The sequence below is a fragment of the Aeromonas ichthyocola genome (assembly GCF_046087985.1).
In the GTDB taxonomy this organism is placed as follows: Bacteria; Pseudomonadota; Gammaproteobacteria; order Enterobacterales; family Aeromonadaceae; genus Aeromonas; species Aeromonas rivipollensis.
In genome coordinates this window covers 132783-150167 of record NZ_JBJSWH010000007.1, presented here as the reverse complement: position 1 = coordinate 150167, position 17385 = coordinate 132783, and the positions used below count along the sequence as shown (strand labels likewise).

Below are 17385 nucleotides of genomic sequence, written 5' to 3'. Positions count from 1 at the left end.
ATGGGCAGATAATATATAGGAAATCATCGCCCTTTGGCATCAACCTGCGCCATCCTCCCCCAGAGCGATTGCGACTATCCGGCTCAGACAAGACATCCATGTTGGCTCAGACCCATCTCAAGCAACAACTGGACGCCCTGCGTCACAGCAATGTCAGCGGCTTCGTGCGGTTGCGCGTGGCGGCCAACGTCGACCTCTTCCCGGGATGGCTGGCGGCGCAGACCCTGTATCCCCGCATCTATTGGCAGGCCCGTGGCCCCAGGAGCCCCGAGTACGTGGCCCTCGGCGCCATCCACGAGCTGACCCGGCCAGCGGATATCCAGCGGGTCTGCGATCTCGCCAACTCAAACAGTGAAGACAGCCCACGTTACTACGGCGGCCTGGCGTTCGATCCGGCCCAGCCCGGCTGGCAGGGATTCGGCCCCTGCCGCTTCGTGCTGCCGCGCATCGAGCTGGTGCGCCGGGGAGAGTGTGTCAGCCTCTGCCTCAACCTCTGGCTGACCGACGGCAATCTGGATGCCGAACTGCAGGCAGCCGAGGCCGCCCTCGACGCCCTGAAACCGGAAGCCCCCCTGCCCCCACTGCAAAAACGCCCCTGGCAGCGCCAGGATGTCCCGGGTCAGGCCCAGTGGCAAACCCTGGTAGAGCGGGTAACGGCGCCCGCCTTTCAGGCACACACCCCTAAGGTGGTACTTTCCCGGGAGAGCGTGCTGACCCGCCAGCATGGGGATGCCCCCCTCTGCCCCTGGTCCCTGCTCACCCAGTGGGCAAGTCACGCTCAGGAGTGCTTCCACTTCGGCTTCCAGTTCTCCCCCGAGCAGAGCTTCATCTCCTGCTCCCCCGAGCGGCTCTATCGCCGGGAGAGCGGCCACCTCTTCACCGAGGCGCTGGCAGGCACCATACGCCGCTCCGGTGACGAGGCGGCCGATGCGGCCCTGGCCGCCGAGCTGCTGGCCGACAGCAAGAACCGGCTGGAGAACCGGCTGGTGCACGCCGACATCCTGAGCCGCCTGGCCCCGCTCACCACGGACGCCACCCTGACCGAGCCGCGCATCCTCAAGCTGCGGCTGCTGCAACACCTCAAGTGCGACATAGAGGCCGAGCTCAAGCCCGGTGTGTGCGACTGGCAGTTGCTGGCTGCCCTGCACCCGACACCGGCGGTGGGCGGTGCCCCCCGCGAGGCGGCGCTGGCCTTTATCCGCGAGTTCGAGCCCCATGAACGCGGCTGGTACGCCGGTGCCTGCGGCATGCTGAGCCGGGAGACCTCTGAGTTCTCGGTCGCCATCCGCAGCGCCCGCATCACGACCCGGGGCATCAGCCTGTTTGCCGGTGCCGGCATAGTGGCCGGGTCAGAGCCTGCCGCCGAGTGGGCCGAGCTCGACAACAAGATCGCCAACGTGCTCTCCCTGCTGGGATAGCGTTTTTCATCGACCCACAGCGAGAGCCTTATGCCCGCCAGCCAATTGCCTGAGCACCGAGCGTTTGCCAGCCAGCATGCCACCTTCAACCACGTCTGGTCTTCCCTCTTGCTGGAAGAGCTCTATCGCCTCGGGGTGCGGGACATAGCGCTGGCCTCGGGCTCCCGCTCGGCGCCGCTCACCATGGCCGCCGCCGCCCATCCAGGCTTTCGCCGCCACCTCCACTTCGATGAGCGGGGTCTGGGCTTCATGGCGCTGGGGCTGGCCAAGGGGAGCGGCCGACCGGTGGCGGTGATCATGACCTCGGGCACTGCGGTGGCCAACCTCTGGCCCGCGGTGGCCGAGGCCCAGCTCACCGGGGTGCCCCTCATCATCCTCTCCGCCGACCGTCCCCCGGAGCTCATCGACAACGGCGCCAACCAGGCCATCGACCAGCAGGGGATCTTCGGTCGCTACCCCGTCTATCAGCAGAACCTGCCGAGCCCCACCCCCAGCATCCCGGCCGCCTTCGTGCTGAGTTCGGTGGATCAGGCCCTGGCCAAGCAGGCACTGACCCCGGGGCCTGTCCACTTCAACTGCATGTATCCCGAGCCCCTCTATCCCGGCGAGGCGTACCTGGACTTTTCCGACTACCTGGCCCCGCTCGGTGACTGGCTCCATTCAAACGAGCCCTGGAGCCCCTGGCAGCAGGGCGAGCAGCACTGCCCCCGCCAGCCCGACTGGGTCGCCTTGCAGGGCAAACGCGGCGTCATAGTCGCGGGCCGCATTCAGGATCCGGCCGAGGCGCAGAGGGTGGCCCAGCTGGCCGAGCGCCTCGGCTGGCCGCTGCTGGCGGACTTGCAGAGCCAGATCCGCTTCGACAGCCGCAACCTCATCCACATGGATCTCGCCCTGCAAAACAGCTGCTTCGTGACCGAGCTGGCCCGGGCCGAGGTGCTGCTGCAGTTCGGTGCCCGCCTCATCTCCAAGCGGCTCGGCCAGTTCATCAAGCAGCACCCCTGGCAGGATTACTGGCTGGTGGACCCGCAACCGGCCAGGCTGGATCCGGACTACCGGCTGCGTCGCCGCCTGGTGTGTACGCCCGGCGCCTTCGCCGCGGCCCATCCGGTGGACCACCGCCATCTGCCCTGGCACCGGCTGGCCGAGCTGCAGCAGGCCAGCCAGCAGATCGCCGCCGCCTGCGATCGCTTCTCAGAACTCGGGGTCTGCCACCGTCTGACCCAGCTCATCCAGGGCCAGCTGTTCGTCGGCAACAGCATGCCGGCCCGGTTGATGGACATGCTCGGCGAAACCGGCAAGGGCCCCAGTCGGCTGATGACCAACCGCGGCGCCTCCGGCATCGACGGCCTGATCGCCACGGCCTTCGGTTTCTCCCAATCGGTACAACCTGGGCAGCGATGAGCCCACCACCCTGCTGCTCGGCGATCTCAGCGCCCTGCACGATCTCAACAGCCTGGCCCTGCTCGGCAAGGGGAGCCGCCCCCTGGTGGTGATCCTGCTCAACAACGACGGTGGCAGCATCTTTCGCATGCTGCCGGTACCGACTAAAGATGCGTTGCTGGAGACCTACTACCGGCTGCCCCACGGCCTCACTTTTGAACATGCCGCCGCCATGTTTGGCCTCGCCTATCGCGCGCCGACCACCCTGGCCGAGTTCGAACGCAAGATTACCGCGCCGCCCTCCAACATGGCGTTACCTTGATTGAAATCAAGGTACCGAGCAGCAGGTGGCCGATGATCTCAAGGCGCTGGGGGCCGCCATCCGTGGCAAATAAAGATGCCCGAATGTGCCGCTGGTGCTGCTGCACGGCCTGCTGGCGATGCCAACGACTGGCAGCCGGTGATCGACCGGCTGCCTGGAATAGATTGCCACGCGCTGGACTTGCCGGGCCACGGCAGCAACAAGGGGCTGAGGGTGAGCGGCTTTGACGAGGCCCACGAGTGGCTCTGCGGCGAGCTGGCCGCGCGGGGTATAACGCGCTACCAACTGGCGGGCTACTCCCTGGGGGGGCGGCTCGCCCTCTATCACGCCAGCCAGTCCCCCGCCGGCTTGCAGGCGCTCTTGCTGGAGAACTGCCATCCGGGCCTGCCGGTGACCGAACGCGCCGCCCGCCTCGAACACGACGAGGGCTGGGCTCGGCGCTTCGAGCGCGAACCCCTGGCCCTAGTGCTGGCGGACTGGTACCGGCAGGGGGTGTTCGCCGATCTGGACGAGGAGGCCCGTGGCCGCCAAATGGCTAAACGCCTTGGCAACGAGGGCAGAGCCGTGGCGACCATGCTGCGCGCCACCTCCCTTGGCAAGCAGCCGGATCTCGCCCCCTGGCTAGGCATAACCCGGTTGCCGGTGCGCTGGATCTCCGGCAGCCGGGATCACAAATTCCATCGCCTGGCTTGCCAGCTGGTCAAGCAAGGCTGCAATATCAATCACTTGGCTCTGGATGGCGGGCACAACCTGCACGCTAGCCAGCCCGACACCTTTGCCCGGCTCCTGCGGGACTGGGTCAAGCAACCAGAAGAGAAGAGTCATGACTGACGCAATGACGGAAGCGCAACCCTATGCCCCCGTCGCCCCTGACAGGGTTGCCCGGCTGACCTCTACCACACCAGAAGGAAAACACCATGATTGAGGCAATGACGGAAGCGGAACTGTACGCTCCCATTGAGTGGCAGGATTGCTCCGCCGGTTACGAGGACATCCTCTATCACAAGTCCCAGGATGGCATTGCCAAGATCACCATCAACCGTCCCCAGGTGCGCAACGCCTTCCGCCCCCGCACCGTCAAAGAGATGCTGCAGGCCCTGGCCGATGCCCGTTACGACGACAAGGTGGGCACCATCATACTGACCGGCTTTGGCGAGAAGGCCTTCTGCGCCGGCGGTGACCAGAAGATCCGTGGCGACTACGGTGGATACCAGGACGACGAGGGGACCCATCACCTCAACGTACTAGACTTCCAGCGCGACATCCGCACCTGCCCCAAACCCGTGGTCGCCATGGTGGCCGGTTATGCGGTCGGTGGCGGCCATGTGCTGCACATGATGTGCGATCTGACCATAGCCGCCGACAACGCCCAGTTCGGCCAGACAGGTCCGAAAGTCGGCTCCTTCGACGGCGGCTGGGGCGCCTCCTACATGGCCCGCATCGTCGGCCAGAAGAAGGCCCGCGAGATCTGGTTCCTCTGCCGCATGTACGATGCGAGCCAAGCCCTCGACATGGGGCTGGTCAACACTGTGGTGCCCCTGGCCGAGCTGGAGCGGGAAACCGTGCGCTGGTGCCGGGAGATGCTGCAAAACAGCCCCATGGCGCTGCGCTGCCTGAAGGCCGCACTGAACGCCGACTGCGACGGCCAGGCCGGTTTGCAGGAGCTGGCGGGCAATGCCACCATGCTCTTCTACATGACCGAAGAGGGTCAGGAAGGGCGCAACGCCTTCAACGAGAAGCGCCGCCCCGACTTCTCCAAATACAAGCGGAACCCCTGATGACACTCGCCCTCTATCGCTACCAACTGCCCTTTACCCAACCCCTGACCTTTCACGGCAAGGTGGAGGTGGCGCGAGAGGGCCTCTTGGTGCGCATCAACGACGGCTGGGGGGAGATAGCCCCCCTGCCCGGTTTCTCCAGGGAGAGCCTGGCCGAGGCGCAAGCCGAGAGCCTGGCCTGCCTGGCGCAGCTGGCCCGGGGGCAGACCATAGCCCCCCGGCTACCCTCGGTGCAGTTCGGGCTCGACTGTGCCCGCCGTCACTGGCCACAGCAGAGCACCAGCCTGCCCGAACCCTATCCCCTCATTCAGGGCTCCCCTCAGGAGCTGCTCAAGAACTGGAAGCAGTGGCTGCACGAGACCCCCCTCAAGGCCAAGCTGAAGGTGGCCCGCTATCCCATGCGGGACGAGCTGGCGCTGATCCGCCTGTTGCTCGATCGGCGCCCCAATCTCAAGCTGGTGCTGGATGCCAACCAGGGCTGGACCCGCGAGGAGGCCTGGGCCTTCTGCGGTCACCTGGATCCGAACCGGATCGAATACCTGGAAGATCTCTGTGCCGACTTTGCCGACATCGCCTTCGTCGCCAACCGCACCGGCATGCCGGTGGCGCTGGATGAATTGCTGGCCCAGGGCAAACCCTGGGAACCCATACCCCAGTTGAAGGCCCTGGTGCTCAAGCCGACCCTGCTCGGTTCCCTGGCCAACAGCGAGGCCCTGGTGGCCCGCGCCCGCGAGCTTAAGCTGAAAGTCATCGTCTCCTCCTGTTTCGAGTCCGGTGTCGGTCTCGGTCAGCTCGCCCGCCTCGCGGGAGAGTGGGCGCCGGATCAGGCCCCAGGCCTCGACACCAGGCGCTGGCTGGCCAGGGATCTGCTGGACAAGCAGGGCCAACCCGACCCAAGCCTGATGACCCCTCTTTTTCACCGTGACTGAAGGGGCTCCCATGCCGCCCGTCCGTGCAGCTGACGCCTCACTGGAGGCCTGCCCGGTGCACCACTGGGCAAGAACGGCGCCCGAGCGCACCGCCATCCACGGTAACGGCTCCCTCAGCTACCGACAGCTGGATGCACGGCTCAACGGCCTGTGCCGCCAGCTGGCACAGGCGGGGCTGACTCCCGGGGACCGGCTGGTCGCCGTGGTGCGCGGCGCCCTGGAGGACGTGCTGCTGGCCTGGGCCTGCGTGCGCAGCGGCCTCGTCTTCTGCCCGCTCAATCCCGCCTTCCCCCTCCCCAGGCAAGCCGAACTGGCCGCACAGCTGGATGCCTGCGCCTTCTGGTCAGCGGGGGAGATTCCGGTGGGGAGCGGGTTGCCGTTGCGGCTCGACTTCAGGGGTGAACTGCCGGCAAGTGAAGAAGCCTGGCCACTTGAACCGGCCCAGCTCAACAACATGATCCTCACCTCGGGCTCCAGCGGCACACCCAAGGCCGTGGTACACCGCCTCGCCAACCACCTCGCCTCGGCCCGGGGCTCGGCCAGCCTGATCCCGCTCGATGCCGACTGCGGCTGGCTGCTCTCCCTGCCGCTGTTTCACGTGGGCGGCTACGCCATCCTGTTCCGGGTCTTCCTGGCGGGGGCCAGCCTGGTGCTGGACGATCGCACCCAGCCCCTCAAGGGGCGGCTGGAGGATCAGCCCATCACCCACCTCTCGCTGGTACCGACCCAGCTCTGGCGCCTGCTGGCGCAAGGCTTCGACCCTGCCCACACCCGCTTGCGCGAGCTGCTGCTCGGGGGGGCCGCCATCCCTGAGCCCCTGGTCAATCACCTCAAGGCCCTGGGGTTCACCCCCAAGTCGAGCTATGGCCTCTCCGAGATGGGCAGCCAGGTCTGCACCGGCCTGCCTGCCGGTGCCGGGGTGGTGGGCAGACCTCTACCCGGGCGGGAGGTCTGCATACGCCAGGGGGAGATCTGCGTGCGCGGCGACACCCTGTTTGCCGGCTATTTCCAGGCCGGGGAGCTGGTGTTGCCGCTGGATGAGGAGGGCTGGTTCCACACCCGGGACAAGGGTCATTTCACCCCGGACGGCGAGCTGGTGGTGGAGGGGCGGCTCGACAACCTCTTCATCTCGGGAGGGGAGAACATCCAGCCCGAGACCATAGAGCAGCGGCTGGTGGATCACCCCGCCGTGGCCCAGGCCCTGGTGGTCCCCATCCCCAGCGCGCAGTGGGGTCAGCGCCCCGCCGCCTTCATCGACTGGCTGGCAGAGCCAGTGCCCCACGCCGAGCTGGCCGCCTGGATCAGGCAGGCGTTGCCTGGCTTTATGGTGCCGGACCGCTGGCTGCCCTGGCCGGATCTCGGCGGCAGCCTGAAACCCTCCCGCACCCTGCTCGCCCGGAGCCTGCAAGCCTCGGACTGAGAGCGCCCCCCATATGAGACGCAGTCCTTGCTATCAATACAGCCCCTTTTGGGGCTGTTTTTATGTTACTTCCTCCCGAATAGATGATTCCTCGGCGCCATCTGGCGCGTTGATATTCTTTTGGAGCCTAATACCCTGTCTGGTCCCCACGCCACTCCATCCACCAAAGGGATCATGATGAATCACCTCTCTACCCGGCTGCTGCTCCTGGCAGCCCCCGGCCTGCTCGCCACCTCGGCGCTGGCCGCCTACTCCCCCGACTGGCAAGAGTACCAGCTCAAGGACCAATCGAGCCGCCAGCTGGGGGATAGCCTCACCGAAGTGACCTATGAGCTGAGCGCCCGCAATGGCGATGCCCCCTATCAGCAACTGCGGGTCTATCGCCGTTTCGACTGGCGCGGTGCCAATCTGGCGGCCCTGGCCGAGCAGCAGTGCGGCGAGCCGCAGCTCAAGGTCGAGCAGGGCTGGCAGATCCGCTACCTCAGTTGTGAAGAGGTGGTGCCGGCCAGCAAGGCCATCCCGGCCAGCAGTTATGACTATGGCTACGGCCTGAAACAGGGCCGCTGGGAGCCGCTGGCAGGCACCCCGACCGCACCGCGCCAGGATGCCCTGCCGCTCCCCGAGCGCATCGTCCTGGGTCACAGCGAGCAGGAGCTGGATCGCTGCGAGCTCAACGCCCAGGGGCGCTGCGCCGAGCAGCTTTGGCAGTACCAGCCCCAAGACTGGCAACAGCTTAGCGTGCTGGAGGAGACCCCCAACGAGCGGGACGGCCGCCTCGAGCAGATCTTCTTCCGCCTGCAACCCGTGCCAGGCAGTCAGGCCGCCAGCCAGGTCCGCGAGCTGCACGTCTGGCGCCAGTACAGCTGGCAGCTGGACGAGAGCAAGGCCCAGCAGGAGTGCGATGAACCCCAGACCCGTCAGGAAGGGGACAAGACCATCAGCTACCGGGTGTGCCGTCAGACCCTGCCCGCCGGCAGCGAGGTGCAGGTGATGCTGAAAGACAGCGGCTATCAATACCCGGTCGGTGGCAGCGAATGGCAGACCCTGCCGGAAACAACCGAGTGGCAGGAGAGCCGGGTGCTCAATCGTCCCATAGTGCTGGCCAGCAAGGAGGAGCAGCTCGACTGCCGCCGCGCCGATGGTCGCGCCTGCTCCGAGCCGGAGCAACCGGGCACCGAACTGCTGGATGCCGACGCCGCCAGGATAGTGCAGGACGCCAGCGGTCAGCCCGCTCCCGTCTGGCAGGAGAACTATGGCCACGATGACACCAAGCTGCTGGCGGTGTCACGGGGCATCCAGAGTCTGCTGGCGGCCAATCAGCCCGCCCATCCGGCCATGAAGCTGCTGCTGGAATACGTGCGCGCCCACAACTATCACAACTACGGCAAGCACAAGGAAGATGGCCCGGCCGCCGCCGAGGCGCTGGCCGAGGCCTTGACCGCGCTCGGCGCCCATCCGCTGCTCTATCCGGAGCAGGCCAGCGATGAGGTGGGAGCCGTCATGGGAGCCTGGAGCATCGCCCTGCACGGCCAGTTCAAGAGCCCGGCGGTACAGAGCCGTTTTGGCACCCTGCTCGGCCAGTTCAACCAGATGCTGGCCTACAGCACCCGCCACGCCAGCGAGATCAATGGTCAGCATACCTGGGCAACGGGCCTGTTCGATCTGCTCAACTTCCTCGACTTCGCCAGCGACCATAGCGATGCCTTCGCCGCCGATTTCCGCCAGCAGGATGGCGAGCTGCGCAAACAGCTGCACGCCCTCGGCATGAGCGAGCTGTCGCTGTGGCAAGGACGGGATGGCAAGGATCTGTTCCTGCTCAACAACGTGCTGGATGCCTATACCCGCCTCTACCGGATCGCCCGTTATACCCGCCCGGACGAGAGCGAAGGCTATCGCACCCTGCTGGACGATTCAGTCATCGACCTCATCCGTCATCACGGCCTGATCCCGGGTGGCCAGCAGAGCCAGGATCTGTTGGAAGAGATGTCACTGACCCTCTCCACCTACTACCTGACCTACACGGATCGCACCGGCGAGGCCTGCATCAGCGGTGACTTTGCCGGTCTCTGCACCCCGATCCGGCTGGAAGACGTGCTGCCGTTCGAGCACACCTGCTCGCCGACCCTACGCCTGCGGGCCCAGGAGCTGAGCCAGGATCAGGCCGACGGCATCTGCCGCGAGCTAGGGGCCGAGGAGCAGCAGTTCCATCAGCAGATGGAAACCGGCTGGCAGCCGGTGGCGGACGATCTCAACGAGGCACTGGAGCTGGTGATCTTCGACTCCTCCGCCGACTGGAAACGCTACGGCAGCGCCCTGTTTGGTGGCGTCTCCACCGACAACGGCGGCATCTACATCGAAGGGGATCCGGCCCGCCCCGGCAATCAGGCCCGCTTCTTCGCCTATGAGGCCGAGTGGAAGCGCCCAGCCTTCCAGGTGTGGAACCTGCGCCACGAGTACGTTCACTACCTGGATGGTCGCTTCAACCAGTACGGCAGCTTCGGCCACTACCCGCTCAATCGCACCACCTGGTGGTCGGAAGGGCTGGCGGAGTTCATCGCCCACGGTCAGTGCTTCGCCCGTGGCCTTGACAACGTGGCCGGTCGCCCGGCGGCCGAGCGACCAGCCCTGGCCGACATACTGCACCTGGATTACGACAAGGGTGGCGAGATGGTCTACTCCTGGTCCTATACGGTGCATCGCTTCCTCAGCGAGACAGGGCGCGGCGCCAGCTGGCTGGCCATGGCCCAGGCCCTGCGCAACCCGGACCAACAGCAGGCGATGAGCGACTTCGAGGCCGAGCTGGACGCGCTTATCGCAAGCGACAGCGAGGCCTACCAGAGCTGGCTGAGCCGCGATCTGCTGCCCTGGTGGGACGCCAACAAGGAGTCTGACGAGTGCAAGGCGAACGACTCAGCCCACTGAGAGTGAGGCGTGAATGAGACGGGGCGGCCATGGCCGCCCTTGTTTATGGCGCCCCTTGATGGACTCAATATAGCGCCACGCTCTGCGACAGCCTGTGCCCGAGTGACGCCATGGCGGCGCATCAAACCTGACGCGCCAGGGCAAGTTGTAATAGAATGGCCCCCTGTCATCTCTTACTTCAGACCCGAACCGCACCGCGCATGAAGAAGTTTGCCAAGATCCTGCTCGCCTGCCTCTGCCTGTTGCTGGCCTCAGTCGCCGCGCTGCTGGGCTACAGCGAGTGGACCGTCTCCGACGCCCGTCACTACACCTACGACGACGTCGATGCGGTGCCCTACAACAGGGTCGCCCTGGTGCTCGGCACCTCCAAGTACCTGATCGGGGGCAGCCCGAACCACTACTTCAAGTACAGGATCAAGGCCGCCGCCGAGCTCTACAACAACGGCAAGGTGGACTACATCCTGGTCTCCGGTGACAACGCCACCGTCCAGTACAACGAGCCGCGCCAGATGCGGCGGGCCCTGATCCAGGCGGGCATCCCCGCCAGCGCCATCTACAGCGACTACGCGGGCTTTCGCACTCTGGACTCCATAGTGCGGGCCAAGGAGGTGTTCGGGCAGGCCCGCTTCACCGTGGTCTCCCAGGCCTTCCACAACGAGCGCGCCATCTTCATCGCCCGCCACTTCGGCATCGAAGCCGTCGGCTTCAACGCCCTGGATCCCAGCGCCTATCAGGGCATCAAGACCCGGGTACGCGAGGTGTTCGCCCGCCTGATGGGGCTGCTCGATCTCTACGTGCTGGACAAGGGGCCCAAGTTCCTCGGCGAGCCCATCGTCATCGGCGGCCCTGTCCCCTGCCAGGCCCTGAGCACCATAGGGGCCAGCCAGCCCTGCCTGCCCATGGCACCAGCCACCAGGCCAACACCAGCCCCTGCCGTCAGTGCGGCCAAGGCGACCAGTGCAGCCGTCTCGACCACGCCAGCACAGGTACCGAGTGATGCCGTCAGCGCATCGGCATCGACCAGTGCAGCCGTCTCGACCACGCCAGCACAGGCACCGAGTGGTGCCGCCAGTACATCGGCATCGACCAGCGCGGCCGCGCCCTGAGCAGAGCATAAAAAGAGACCCGCCTGATGGCGGGTCTCTTTTTATGAGGGAAGAAAAGGAGAGGGCTCAGGCCAGCGCCTGCCGGTAGCGGCGGGCTACCTCGGCCCAGTCGATCACCTGGTAAAACGCGGCTATGTAGTCGGGACGCTTGTTCTGGTACTTGAGGTAGTAGGCGTGCTCCCACACGTCCAGCCCCAGGACAGGCACCAGCCCCTCCATCAGGGGACTGTCCTGGTTGGCGCTGCTCACCACCTGCAGGCGGCCCGCCTTGTCCACCACCAGCCAGGCCCAGCCGCTGCCAAACCGGCTCAGCGCCGCCTGGGTGAAAGCCTGCTTGAAGGCATCCAGCCCCCCCAGATCCCGGACAATCGCCTCGGCCAGCTCACCGGTCGGCTCACCGCCCCCTTGCGGGCTCATCACCTGCCAGAACAGGCTGTGGTTGGCATGACCGCCGCCATGGTTGCGCACCGCCCCCTGCACCTTGGCCGGCAGGCTGTCGAAACGGGCGAGCAGCTCGTCCACCGGCAGGGCCGCCAACTCGGGGAGCTCGGCCAGGGCGGCGTTGAGGTTGGTGATGTAGGTCTGGTGGTGGCGGCTGTGGTGGATCTCCATGGTCAGCGCGTCTATGTGGGGCTCCAGCGCGTCATAGGCATAGGCGAGGGCAGGCAAGGTATGGCTCATGGTCGTTCTCTCTCTTGTTGGGCTCAATGCAATTGATGGGCGGGCTCGGTCTGGCACTGACATTGACCGAGGCAGCGCAAGATGCCGTCGTGATGACCGTGCTTGCGCACGAAGGCGAGCAGCTCGGTGTGGGTGCCACGGCTATGGCGCAGGGCCGCCGCCCGCAGGGGATCCGGGCTTGCGGGAGACTGGCTGGTGGCGAGCAGGCAGTCGTGGACATGGCACAACATGTCGGCGGCCCTGTCCGGCAGCGTCATGGCCACCAGCAGATCCGCCAGGTTGTGGTGGGCCACCACCAGGGCTGCCACGGCTTCGTCCGCATCCGGCCAGCAGGGGAACTGCTGACGGGCCAGCCACAGGGCCTGCTGGTAATAGTCGAGCGCCCTGGCGTGCTCACCCGCGTCGAAGTGGCGATTGCCACTCAGGGTCTGCGCCTTCCAGTGCGCCATGCTGCTGTCCCCGTCGGTGGCACCGACCCATCCCTTAACCCAGGTTACCGTCATGACTCAGACACTCAAATGATAATAATTATCATTTAACTTATTTGATGGGCGGACACAAGGAATAGTTGGCGCGGCCCCTTTTTGCCCATATGGGTAGGGTTTTTCTGCAATCCCCGGTTTAGTGATCCCATCCACAGATACATTTGAGTTCAGCTACCATGCTGCTGCTACTGGCATGAGGCCGGTGGCTGCCGGAGCGCAGCCGGTTTTCACAAGGATGGTGAAGATGAAAAGATGGCTATTGGTGCTCTTGTGCGCCCTGCCCATGCTGGGTCAGGGGGCCGGCTATACCCAGACCCGCTACCCCATAGTGCTGGTGCACGGACTGTTCGGCTTCGACAGGTTGCTCGGGGTCGACTATTTCTACGGCATTCCCCAGGCCCTGACCCGGGACGGCGCCCGCGTCTACGTGGCGCAGGTCTCCGCCACCCAGAGTTCGGAGCTGCGCGGCGAGCAGTTGCTCAAACAGGTACAGCAGGTGCTCGCCATCACGGGGGCCGACAAGGTGAACCTCATAGGTCACTCCCACGGCGGCCCCACCATCCGCTATGTGGCCTCGGTTGCCCCCGAGCTGGTCGCCTCCGCCACCAGCGTGGGGGGCGTCAACCAGGGCTCCGAGATCGCCGATCTGGTGCGCGCCAGGGTGGCGCCGGGCTCGGTGGCCGAGCAGTTGGCGGTGGCCGCCGCCTCGGCGCTCTCCGGGGTCATCTCGCTGCTCTCCGGCGGCAGTGACCTGCCCCAGGATCCCCTCGCCTCCCTCGATGCCTTGACCCGCGCCGGGGCCCAACGCTTCAACCAGCGCTATCCGGAAGGGCTGCCCAGCCAGCACTGTGGCGAGGGGTCGCTGCTGGCCGACAATGGCGTCTACTACTTCTCCTGGAGCGGGCGCGGCAACATGACCAACATACTGGATCCCGTGGATCCGGCGCTGGCCCTGACCGGCAGCTTCTTTCACGAGCCCAATGACGGCCTGGTCGGGGTCTGCAGCAGCCACCTCGGCAAGGTGATAGGCACGGCTTACCGGATGAACCACCTGGACGAGGTGAACCAGTCGTTCGGCATCCACCATCTGTTCGACACGGATCCCGTCACCCTCTATCGTCAGCACGCCAACCGCTTGCAGAGGCTGGGGCTATGAGGACGGATCCTGCTGATCGCCCTCTCCCTGGGTGCGGCCCTGCTGGGGGCACTCCTGCTCTGGCCCGAGCCAACCCCTGATCTGGCGGCAGCCCCGGAGCGGGGAGCCCTGCGCCACCAGCTGGCCCAGCGGCTGGAGCAGGGCGAGACGGACGAAGAGGACGCCATGCTGGCCCGCTACCGCCAGTTTCTGCGGGCGGAAGGGAGCCTGACGGTGCCGACGGATCCGGGCCTGGCCAGCCTGCAACTGCTGTTTGACGAGCGTGAGCGGCTGCGCCGGCAACACTTCAGCCCCGCCGAGCAGGCGTCGCTCTTTGCCGAAGAGAGGCTGATGGAGCAGTGGACCCTGAGGCGCAAGGCGCTGGCAGAGGCCGACGCCGCCGACAGGGTGATGCTGGGGGAGGAGCTGGCGCTCTGGCTGGCGGAGCAGCCTCAGTGGTTCAGGGAGGCGGAGGCCAACGGCCGTCTGCTCGGCGATCTGCAGCGCCTGGAGCGAGTCTCTCCCGCCGAGCGGGACGCCGTCCTGCTGGAGCAGCTGGGACCTGAGGCGGTGGATCGGCTACGCCAGCTGGCGCAGAGCCAGCAAGGGTTCGATCAGCAGCTGGCGGGCTATCTGGCGGAGCTCGAGCCCCTGCTCCCCCTGGAGCGGGCCGAGCAGCAGCAGGCGATCCTGGCGCGCTGGTTCGAGCCCGGACAGTGGCGGCGGGTGGAGGCGCTGACCCGGCTGAGGCTCGGGGAGCGGCCATAAGTAGCGAGGGGGCCCTGCGATGGCCCCCTCGTCGATGCTCTTATTGCGGCTTGTTGGCTCCTGGCAATGGCTGCCAGGTGAGGCGGGTCACCTGGGTGCCCTGTACCTCGCAGGTGAGGCAGAGATCCTGCCACCCCTTCTCCTGACGCAGGGAGACCTCCCCCTTCATGCCCTCTGGGCTGGTCTTGAGCTTCGCCTGCTCGAAGGTCACCTTGTCGCCCTTGGCGAGCGCCATCAGCTTGCCGTTGCAGAGCCACCGGGTCAGCTCGACCCCCTTCAGCTTGACGCCGCCTTCGCCGGCCTGCTGCTCCGCCTGACTCGGCACGAACAGCGCGCTCAGCTCAGCCGCCCGCCGGGTGAGCCAGGCCTCCCGCTGCTGCATGCTCATCTTGCTGACGAACTCTGCCGGCTGCCCCTTCTCGTCCAGCCACTGGGTCAGCTTGCCCTTGTCATCGAAGGCGAACTGGGCGGCGGGCTCCTTCACCCCGAACAGCTTGCCCCCCTTGAAGTAGTAGCGGCTCTCCCCCTCCTGCTTGCCCTGCTCGTTCAGTATGGGCACGGCTATGATGACGGGAACCCCGTCGATCCAGGCCTTGATGTCCACACCGTCATGGCTGAACAGCCGGGTGTCGAGGCCATAGTCGGCCCCCTTCTCCATCAGGGTGAACTGCTCGGCCAGGGTGGTGGCCAGAGAAGGCAGGGAGCAGAGTCCCAGTCCCAAGCCGAGGCTCAGGGCGATCGCTGTCTTGCGCATAAGTGTCCTGTGATGGCCAAAAGGCCAGGTTAACTCTCTACCAGCCAGGCCCTCAGCCCCTCCCGGTGCGCGTCACTCAGGGGGATGGACTGACGGGTCTGGTAGTCAAAATGGATCAGGGTCGTCTCGGCGGTCACCGCCAGCTCGCCCCCCTGCCAGGCCTCCTGCCAGAGGGTGAAGGAGCTGGTGCCGATGCGCCGCACCCCCGTCTTGATCAATACCTGCTGGCCATAGAACAGCTCCCGTTTGAACTGCACCGTATAGCCCGCGATGATCAGATGCCAGTTGTGCACATCCAGCTCGGGAGAGAAGAGGCGGAACAGGGGATCACGGGCCGATTCAAACCAGACCGCCGGCACCGTATTGTTGATGTGGCCGAGGGCGTCCGTCTCTTGAAAACGGGGTTGGATCTGCATTTCCAGCATAGGTTTAGACTCCTTGTCGTGGGACCGCGCACAGGCTAGCGCGCCAACCCTTATGACTCAAGCGTCCCGGCATCCGGGTGGGAGCCGCCTCCGCTTTCCGGCGCCGCCATCCCCTGTTCGGGTTTGAGCCAGGCGCTGCGAAAATCGAACCAGCCGAGTGCCGTCATCCGCACCCCATGCACGCCGACCCGGCTCTCCAGCTCCAGCCAGTGGTGAAACAGGGGCACGAACCAGCCCTGGCGCTGCACCTCGGCCAGCAAGGCGCGCGGGCCAGGCTCGGCGCCGCTGGCGCGCCACTGCGTCAATCCCTGCCACAGGGCCTGCTGACCCCCCCATACCCGGCGCAGCAAGGGGGTGCCCTGCAACCAGGCGTAGGGGGCAAAGGCGTGTTCATGCTCCAGGTTCAGGGTGCCGAGCCAGAGATCCACGTCTTCATCGGCGCCGCTCACCCAGCGGCCGTAATCCAGGGTGCGCACCTCGAGCCGGATCCCCTGCTCTGCCAGCAGGCTGGCCATGGCATTGGCGCACTCGTTGAACTCCAGGTGCTGGTTGAAACAGGCCAGCACCAGCCGGGTCGGCAGCAGCGCCGGTTTAGGCTCCTCGGCGGGCAAGGCCTCACGCCAGTGGGGCAGCAGGCCGAGGGCACTGGTCCAGCCCCGCTGCAACTCGGGGGCGACCCGCCCCATCAGGGCTATTGGGTTGAGCAGCCGGGTCAGCCACTGGCGCAAGGCGGGATCCTGCAGCAGGGGAGATCTGTCGTCCTGCAGCAGGAAGTAGCAGCCGGATTCGAGCTCGGACTCGCCGCGCATGGTGCCGAGCTCGGGACTGTCGCGCCCCAGCTGCAGGTGGCTCTCCAGCCGCTCCGCCAGCTCCGGCAGCATCCAGATGTCGATCTCGTCGAGCAGGGCCCGCAGGCCGAAGTAGTCGTCGAAGGCCTCGAGGCACAGCTGCAGGGGATCGTTGGCGGTGACTCTGTAGGGGCCTGTGCCCACGGGTTGCAGAGCAAAGCCCGCCTCCCCCTTGAGCTCGCGGGGCAAGATGGCCGCCACCGGCTCCGCCAGCAGGTGCAGCAGCAGGGGATCCGGGCTGTCGAGGTGCAGATCCAGGGTGCGCGGCCAGCAGCTCTCCAGCCGGGCGAGGTGAGCAAACAGCGGACGATCCCGCAAGGCCAGCAGGCTCTCCATCACATCCTCCACTGTCAGCTCGCGGCCGTGGTGAAAGCGCACCGCCGGGCGCAGATAGAAGCGCCAGTGGCAGGGGCCCAGACACTCCCAGTGGTGGGCCAAGTCCCCCTCGATTTCCCCATTTTCCTCATTTCGCCGGGTGAGGCCGTTGAAGATCTGGCGGCTCAGGTGAATTTCGGAGCGGCGCAGGGGATCCGTGGGCAGCAGGCGGGGCAGCGGCCGGTAATAGGGCACCCGCAGGATCTGGCGCCCCTCCCGGGTGGCCTGACCGAGCTGCTCGATGAGCAGCGGGGTGAGCAAGTCCAGCCGCCCCTCCGCCAGCCGCACCGCCTGGGCGAGCTGCCCCTGGCTCAGCAGATCCCGCAGCCGGCGGCGAGTCAGGCTCTCCTGGTTGTCCAGCAGTATGAGCCGGGAGCGTCGCCCCCGTCCCGCCTCGGCCGACCAGCTGAGCCAGCCCTGATCCTGCATGCGGCGCAGCAGCAGGCGGGCGTTGCGCGGGGTGCAGCAGAGCAAGTCCGCCACCTCGGCGAGGCTGGCCTCCCGCTCATCGCAGCCAAGCTGCTGGGCGAGCCGTTGAAATTGCTGGTAGAGGCGGCGGCTGGGCATAAAAGAGGAAATCCTTGTCAGTCAAGTCGTCAGTTTTTACTTCCTCATTTTAGCTCAATACTGTTGGCGAAC

13 protein-coding genes and 2 pseudogenes are annotated in these 17385 nt (G+C 66.2%); 10 read left to right on the top strand and 5 right to left on the bottom strand.

Features of this window, described 5'->3' with window-relative positions; translation table 11 throughout:
• Positions 1–98 precede the first annotated feature (98 nt).
• The 8 genes and pseudogenes from ACF2JD_RS19690 to ACF2JD_RS19655 all read left to right on the top strand — a co-directional run bounded on the left by ACF2JD_RS19690 (position 99) and on the right by ACF2JD_RS19655 (position 11275).
• Entirely contained in the window at positions 99–1418 is a 1320-nt protein-coding gene (locus tag ACF2JD_RS19690; RefSeq protein ID WP_440988023.1) for an isochorismate synthase, read from the top strand.
• 30 nt (positions 1419–1448) lie between these two features.
• Positions 1449–3193: pseudogene (gene menD, locus ACF2JD_RS19685) on the top strand (2-succinyl-5-enolpyruvyl-6-hydroxy-3-cyclohexene-1-carboxylic-acid synthase).
• A pseudogene (gene menH, locus ACF2JD_RS19680) lies at positions 3153–3951 on the top strand (2-succinyl-6-hydroxy-2,4-cyclohexadiene-1-carboxylate synthase). The pseudogenes menD and menH overlap by 41 nt, the downstream one beginning before the upstream one ends.
• Before the next feature lie 86 nt (positions 3952–4037).
• Positions 4038–4898, top strand: a complete 861-nt coding sequence (menB, locus tag ACF2JD_RS19675; RefSeq protein ID WP_440988022.1) for a 1,4-dihydroxy-2-naphthoyl-CoA synthase — start codon at positions 4038–4040, stop codon at positions 4896–4898.
• Entirely contained in the window at positions 4898–5827 is a 930-nt protein-coding gene (menC, locus tag ACF2JD_RS19670) for an o-succinylbenzoate synthase (RefSeq protein ID WP_106885114.1), read from the top strand. Before menB ends, menC begins: the two co-directional genes overlap by 1 nt.
• Positions 5828–5837: 10 nt before the next feature.
• Complete coding sequence (locus tag ACF2JD_RS19665; protein WP_440988021.1) at positions 5838–7247, top strand: AMP-binding protein; 1410 nt, start codon at positions 5838–5840, stop codon at positions 7245–7247.
• Between the two features lie 177 nt (positions 7248–7424).
• On the top strand, positions 7425–10169 hold the full coding sequence (locus tag ACF2JD_RS19660; RefSeq protein WP_440988020.1) for a collagenase: 2745 nt from the start codon (positions 7425–7427) through the stop codon (positions 10167–10169).
• Positions 10170–10324: 155 nt separating this feature from the next.
• On the top strand, positions 10325–11275 hold the full coding sequence (locus tag ACF2JD_RS19655) for an ElyC/SanA/YdcF family protein (protein ID WP_440988019.1): 951 nt from the start codon (positions 10325–10327) through the stop codon (positions 11273–11275).
• A gap of 66 nt (positions 11276–11341) precedes the next feature.
• Here ACF2JD_RS19655 and ACF2JD_RS19650 read toward each other — a convergent pair whose 3' ends face one another.
• Together ACF2JD_RS19650 and ACF2JD_RS19645 are read right to left on the bottom strand one after the other, a co-directional pair.
• Positions 11342–11956, bottom strand: a complete 615-nt coding sequence (locus ACF2JD_RS19650) for a superoxide dismutase (RefSeq protein ID WP_411669857.1) — start codon at positions 11954–11956, stop codon at positions 11342–11344.
• 23 nt (positions 11957–11979) lie between these two features.
• On the bottom strand, positions 11980–12405 hold the full coding sequence (locus tag ACF2JD_RS19645) for a hypothetical protein (protein ID WP_408818194.1): 426 nt from the start codon (positions 12403–12405) through the stop codon (positions 11980–11982).
• A gap of 280 nt (positions 12406–12685) precedes the next feature.
• Here ACF2JD_RS19645 and ACF2JD_RS19640 point away from each other — a divergent pair, with 280 nt between their 5' ends.
• Positions 12686–13597 carry an alpha/beta fold hydrolase gene (locus ACF2JD_RS19640; RefSeq protein ID WP_440988018.1) on the top strand — a complete coding sequence of 304 codons (912 nt, stop codon included), beginning with the start codon at positions 12686–12688 and terminating at the stop codon, positions 13595–13597.
• 6 nt (positions 13598–13603) lie between these two features.
• A complete protein-coding gene (locus ACF2JD_RS19635) occupies positions 13604–14344 on the top strand; it encodes a lipase secretion chaperone (protein WP_440988080.1) in 741 nt (246 codons plus the stop codon).
• Between the two features lie 40 nt (positions 14345–14384).
• Here the strand turns inward: ACF2JD_RS19635 and ACF2JD_RS19630 are convergent, their stop codons facing one another.
• Genes ACF2JD_RS19630 through sgrR form a run of 3 tightly spaced genes read right to left on the bottom strand, consistent with a single transcriptional unit; the run spans position 14385 to position 17313 of the window.
• Positions 14385–15098 (bottom strand): hypothetical protein, encoded by a 714-nt coding sequence (locus ACF2JD_RS19630; RefSeq protein WP_440988017.1) that lies wholly within the window; start codon positions 15096–15098, stop codon positions 14385–14387.
• 29 nt (positions 15099–15127) lie between these two features.
• Positions 15128–15523, bottom strand: a complete 396-nt coding sequence (locus ACF2JD_RS19625; protein ID WP_234678240.1) for an acyl-CoA thioesterase — start codon at positions 15521–15523, stop codon at positions 15128–15130.
• A gap of 50 nt (positions 15524–15573) precedes the next feature.
• On the bottom strand, positions 15574–17313 hold the full coding sequence (sgrR, locus tag ACF2JD_RS19620) for an HTH-type transcriptional regulator SgrR (RefSeq protein ID WP_440988016.1): 1740 nt from the start codon (positions 17311–17313) through the stop codon (positions 15574–15576).
• Positions 17314–17385: the final 72 nt, after the last annotated feature.

Bases quoted from the DNA above. Each gene is read 5' to 3' on its own strand.
- ACF2JD_RS19690 (WP_440988023.1), top strand. From the start codon at position 99: ATGTTGGCTCAGACCCATCTCAAGCAACAACTGGACGCCCTGCGTCAC.
- menB (WP_440988022.1), top strand. From the start codon at position 4,038: ATGATTGAGGCAATGACGGAAGCGGAACTGTACGCTCCCATTGAGTGG.
- menC (WP_106885114.1), top strand. From the start codon at position 4,898: ATGACACTCGCCCTCTATCGCTACCAACTGCCCTTTACCCAACCCCTG.
- ACF2JD_RS19665 (WP_440988021.1), top strand. From the start codon at position 5,838: ATGCCGCCCGTCCGTGCAGCTGACGCCTCACTGGAGGCCTGCCCGGTG.
- ACF2JD_RS19660 (WP_440988020.1), top strand. From the start codon at position 7,425: ATGAATCACCTCTCTACCCGGCTGCTGCTCCTGGCAGCCCCCGGCCTG.
- ACF2JD_RS19655 (WP_440988019.1), top strand. From the start codon at position 10,325: ATGGCCCCCTGTCATCTCTTACTTCAGACCCGAACCGCACCGCGCATG.
- ACF2JD_RS19650 (WP_411669857.1), bottom strand. From the start codon at position 11,956: ATGAGCCATACCTTGCCTGCCCTCGCCTATGCCTATGACGCGCTGGAG.
- ACF2JD_RS19645 (WP_408818194.1), bottom strand. From the start codon at position 12,405: ATGGCGCACTGGAAGGCGCAGACCCTGAGTGGCAATCGCCACTTCGAC.
- ACF2JD_RS19640 (WP_440988018.1), top strand. From the start codon at position 12,686: ATGAAAAGATGGCTATTGGTGCTCTTGTGCGCCCTGCCCATGCTGGGT.
- ACF2JD_RS19630 (WP_440988017.1), bottom strand. From the start codon at position 15,098: ATGCGCAAGACAGCGATCGCCCTGAGCCTCGGCTTGGGACTGGGACTC.
- ACF2JD_RS19625 (WP_234678240.1), bottom strand. From the start codon at position 15,523: ATGCTGGAAATGCAGATCCAACCCCGTTTTCAAGAGACGGACGCCCTC.
- sgrR (WP_440988016.1), bottom strand. From the start codon at position 17,313: ATGCCCAGCCGCCGCCTCTACCAGCAATTTCAACGGCTCGCCCAGCAG.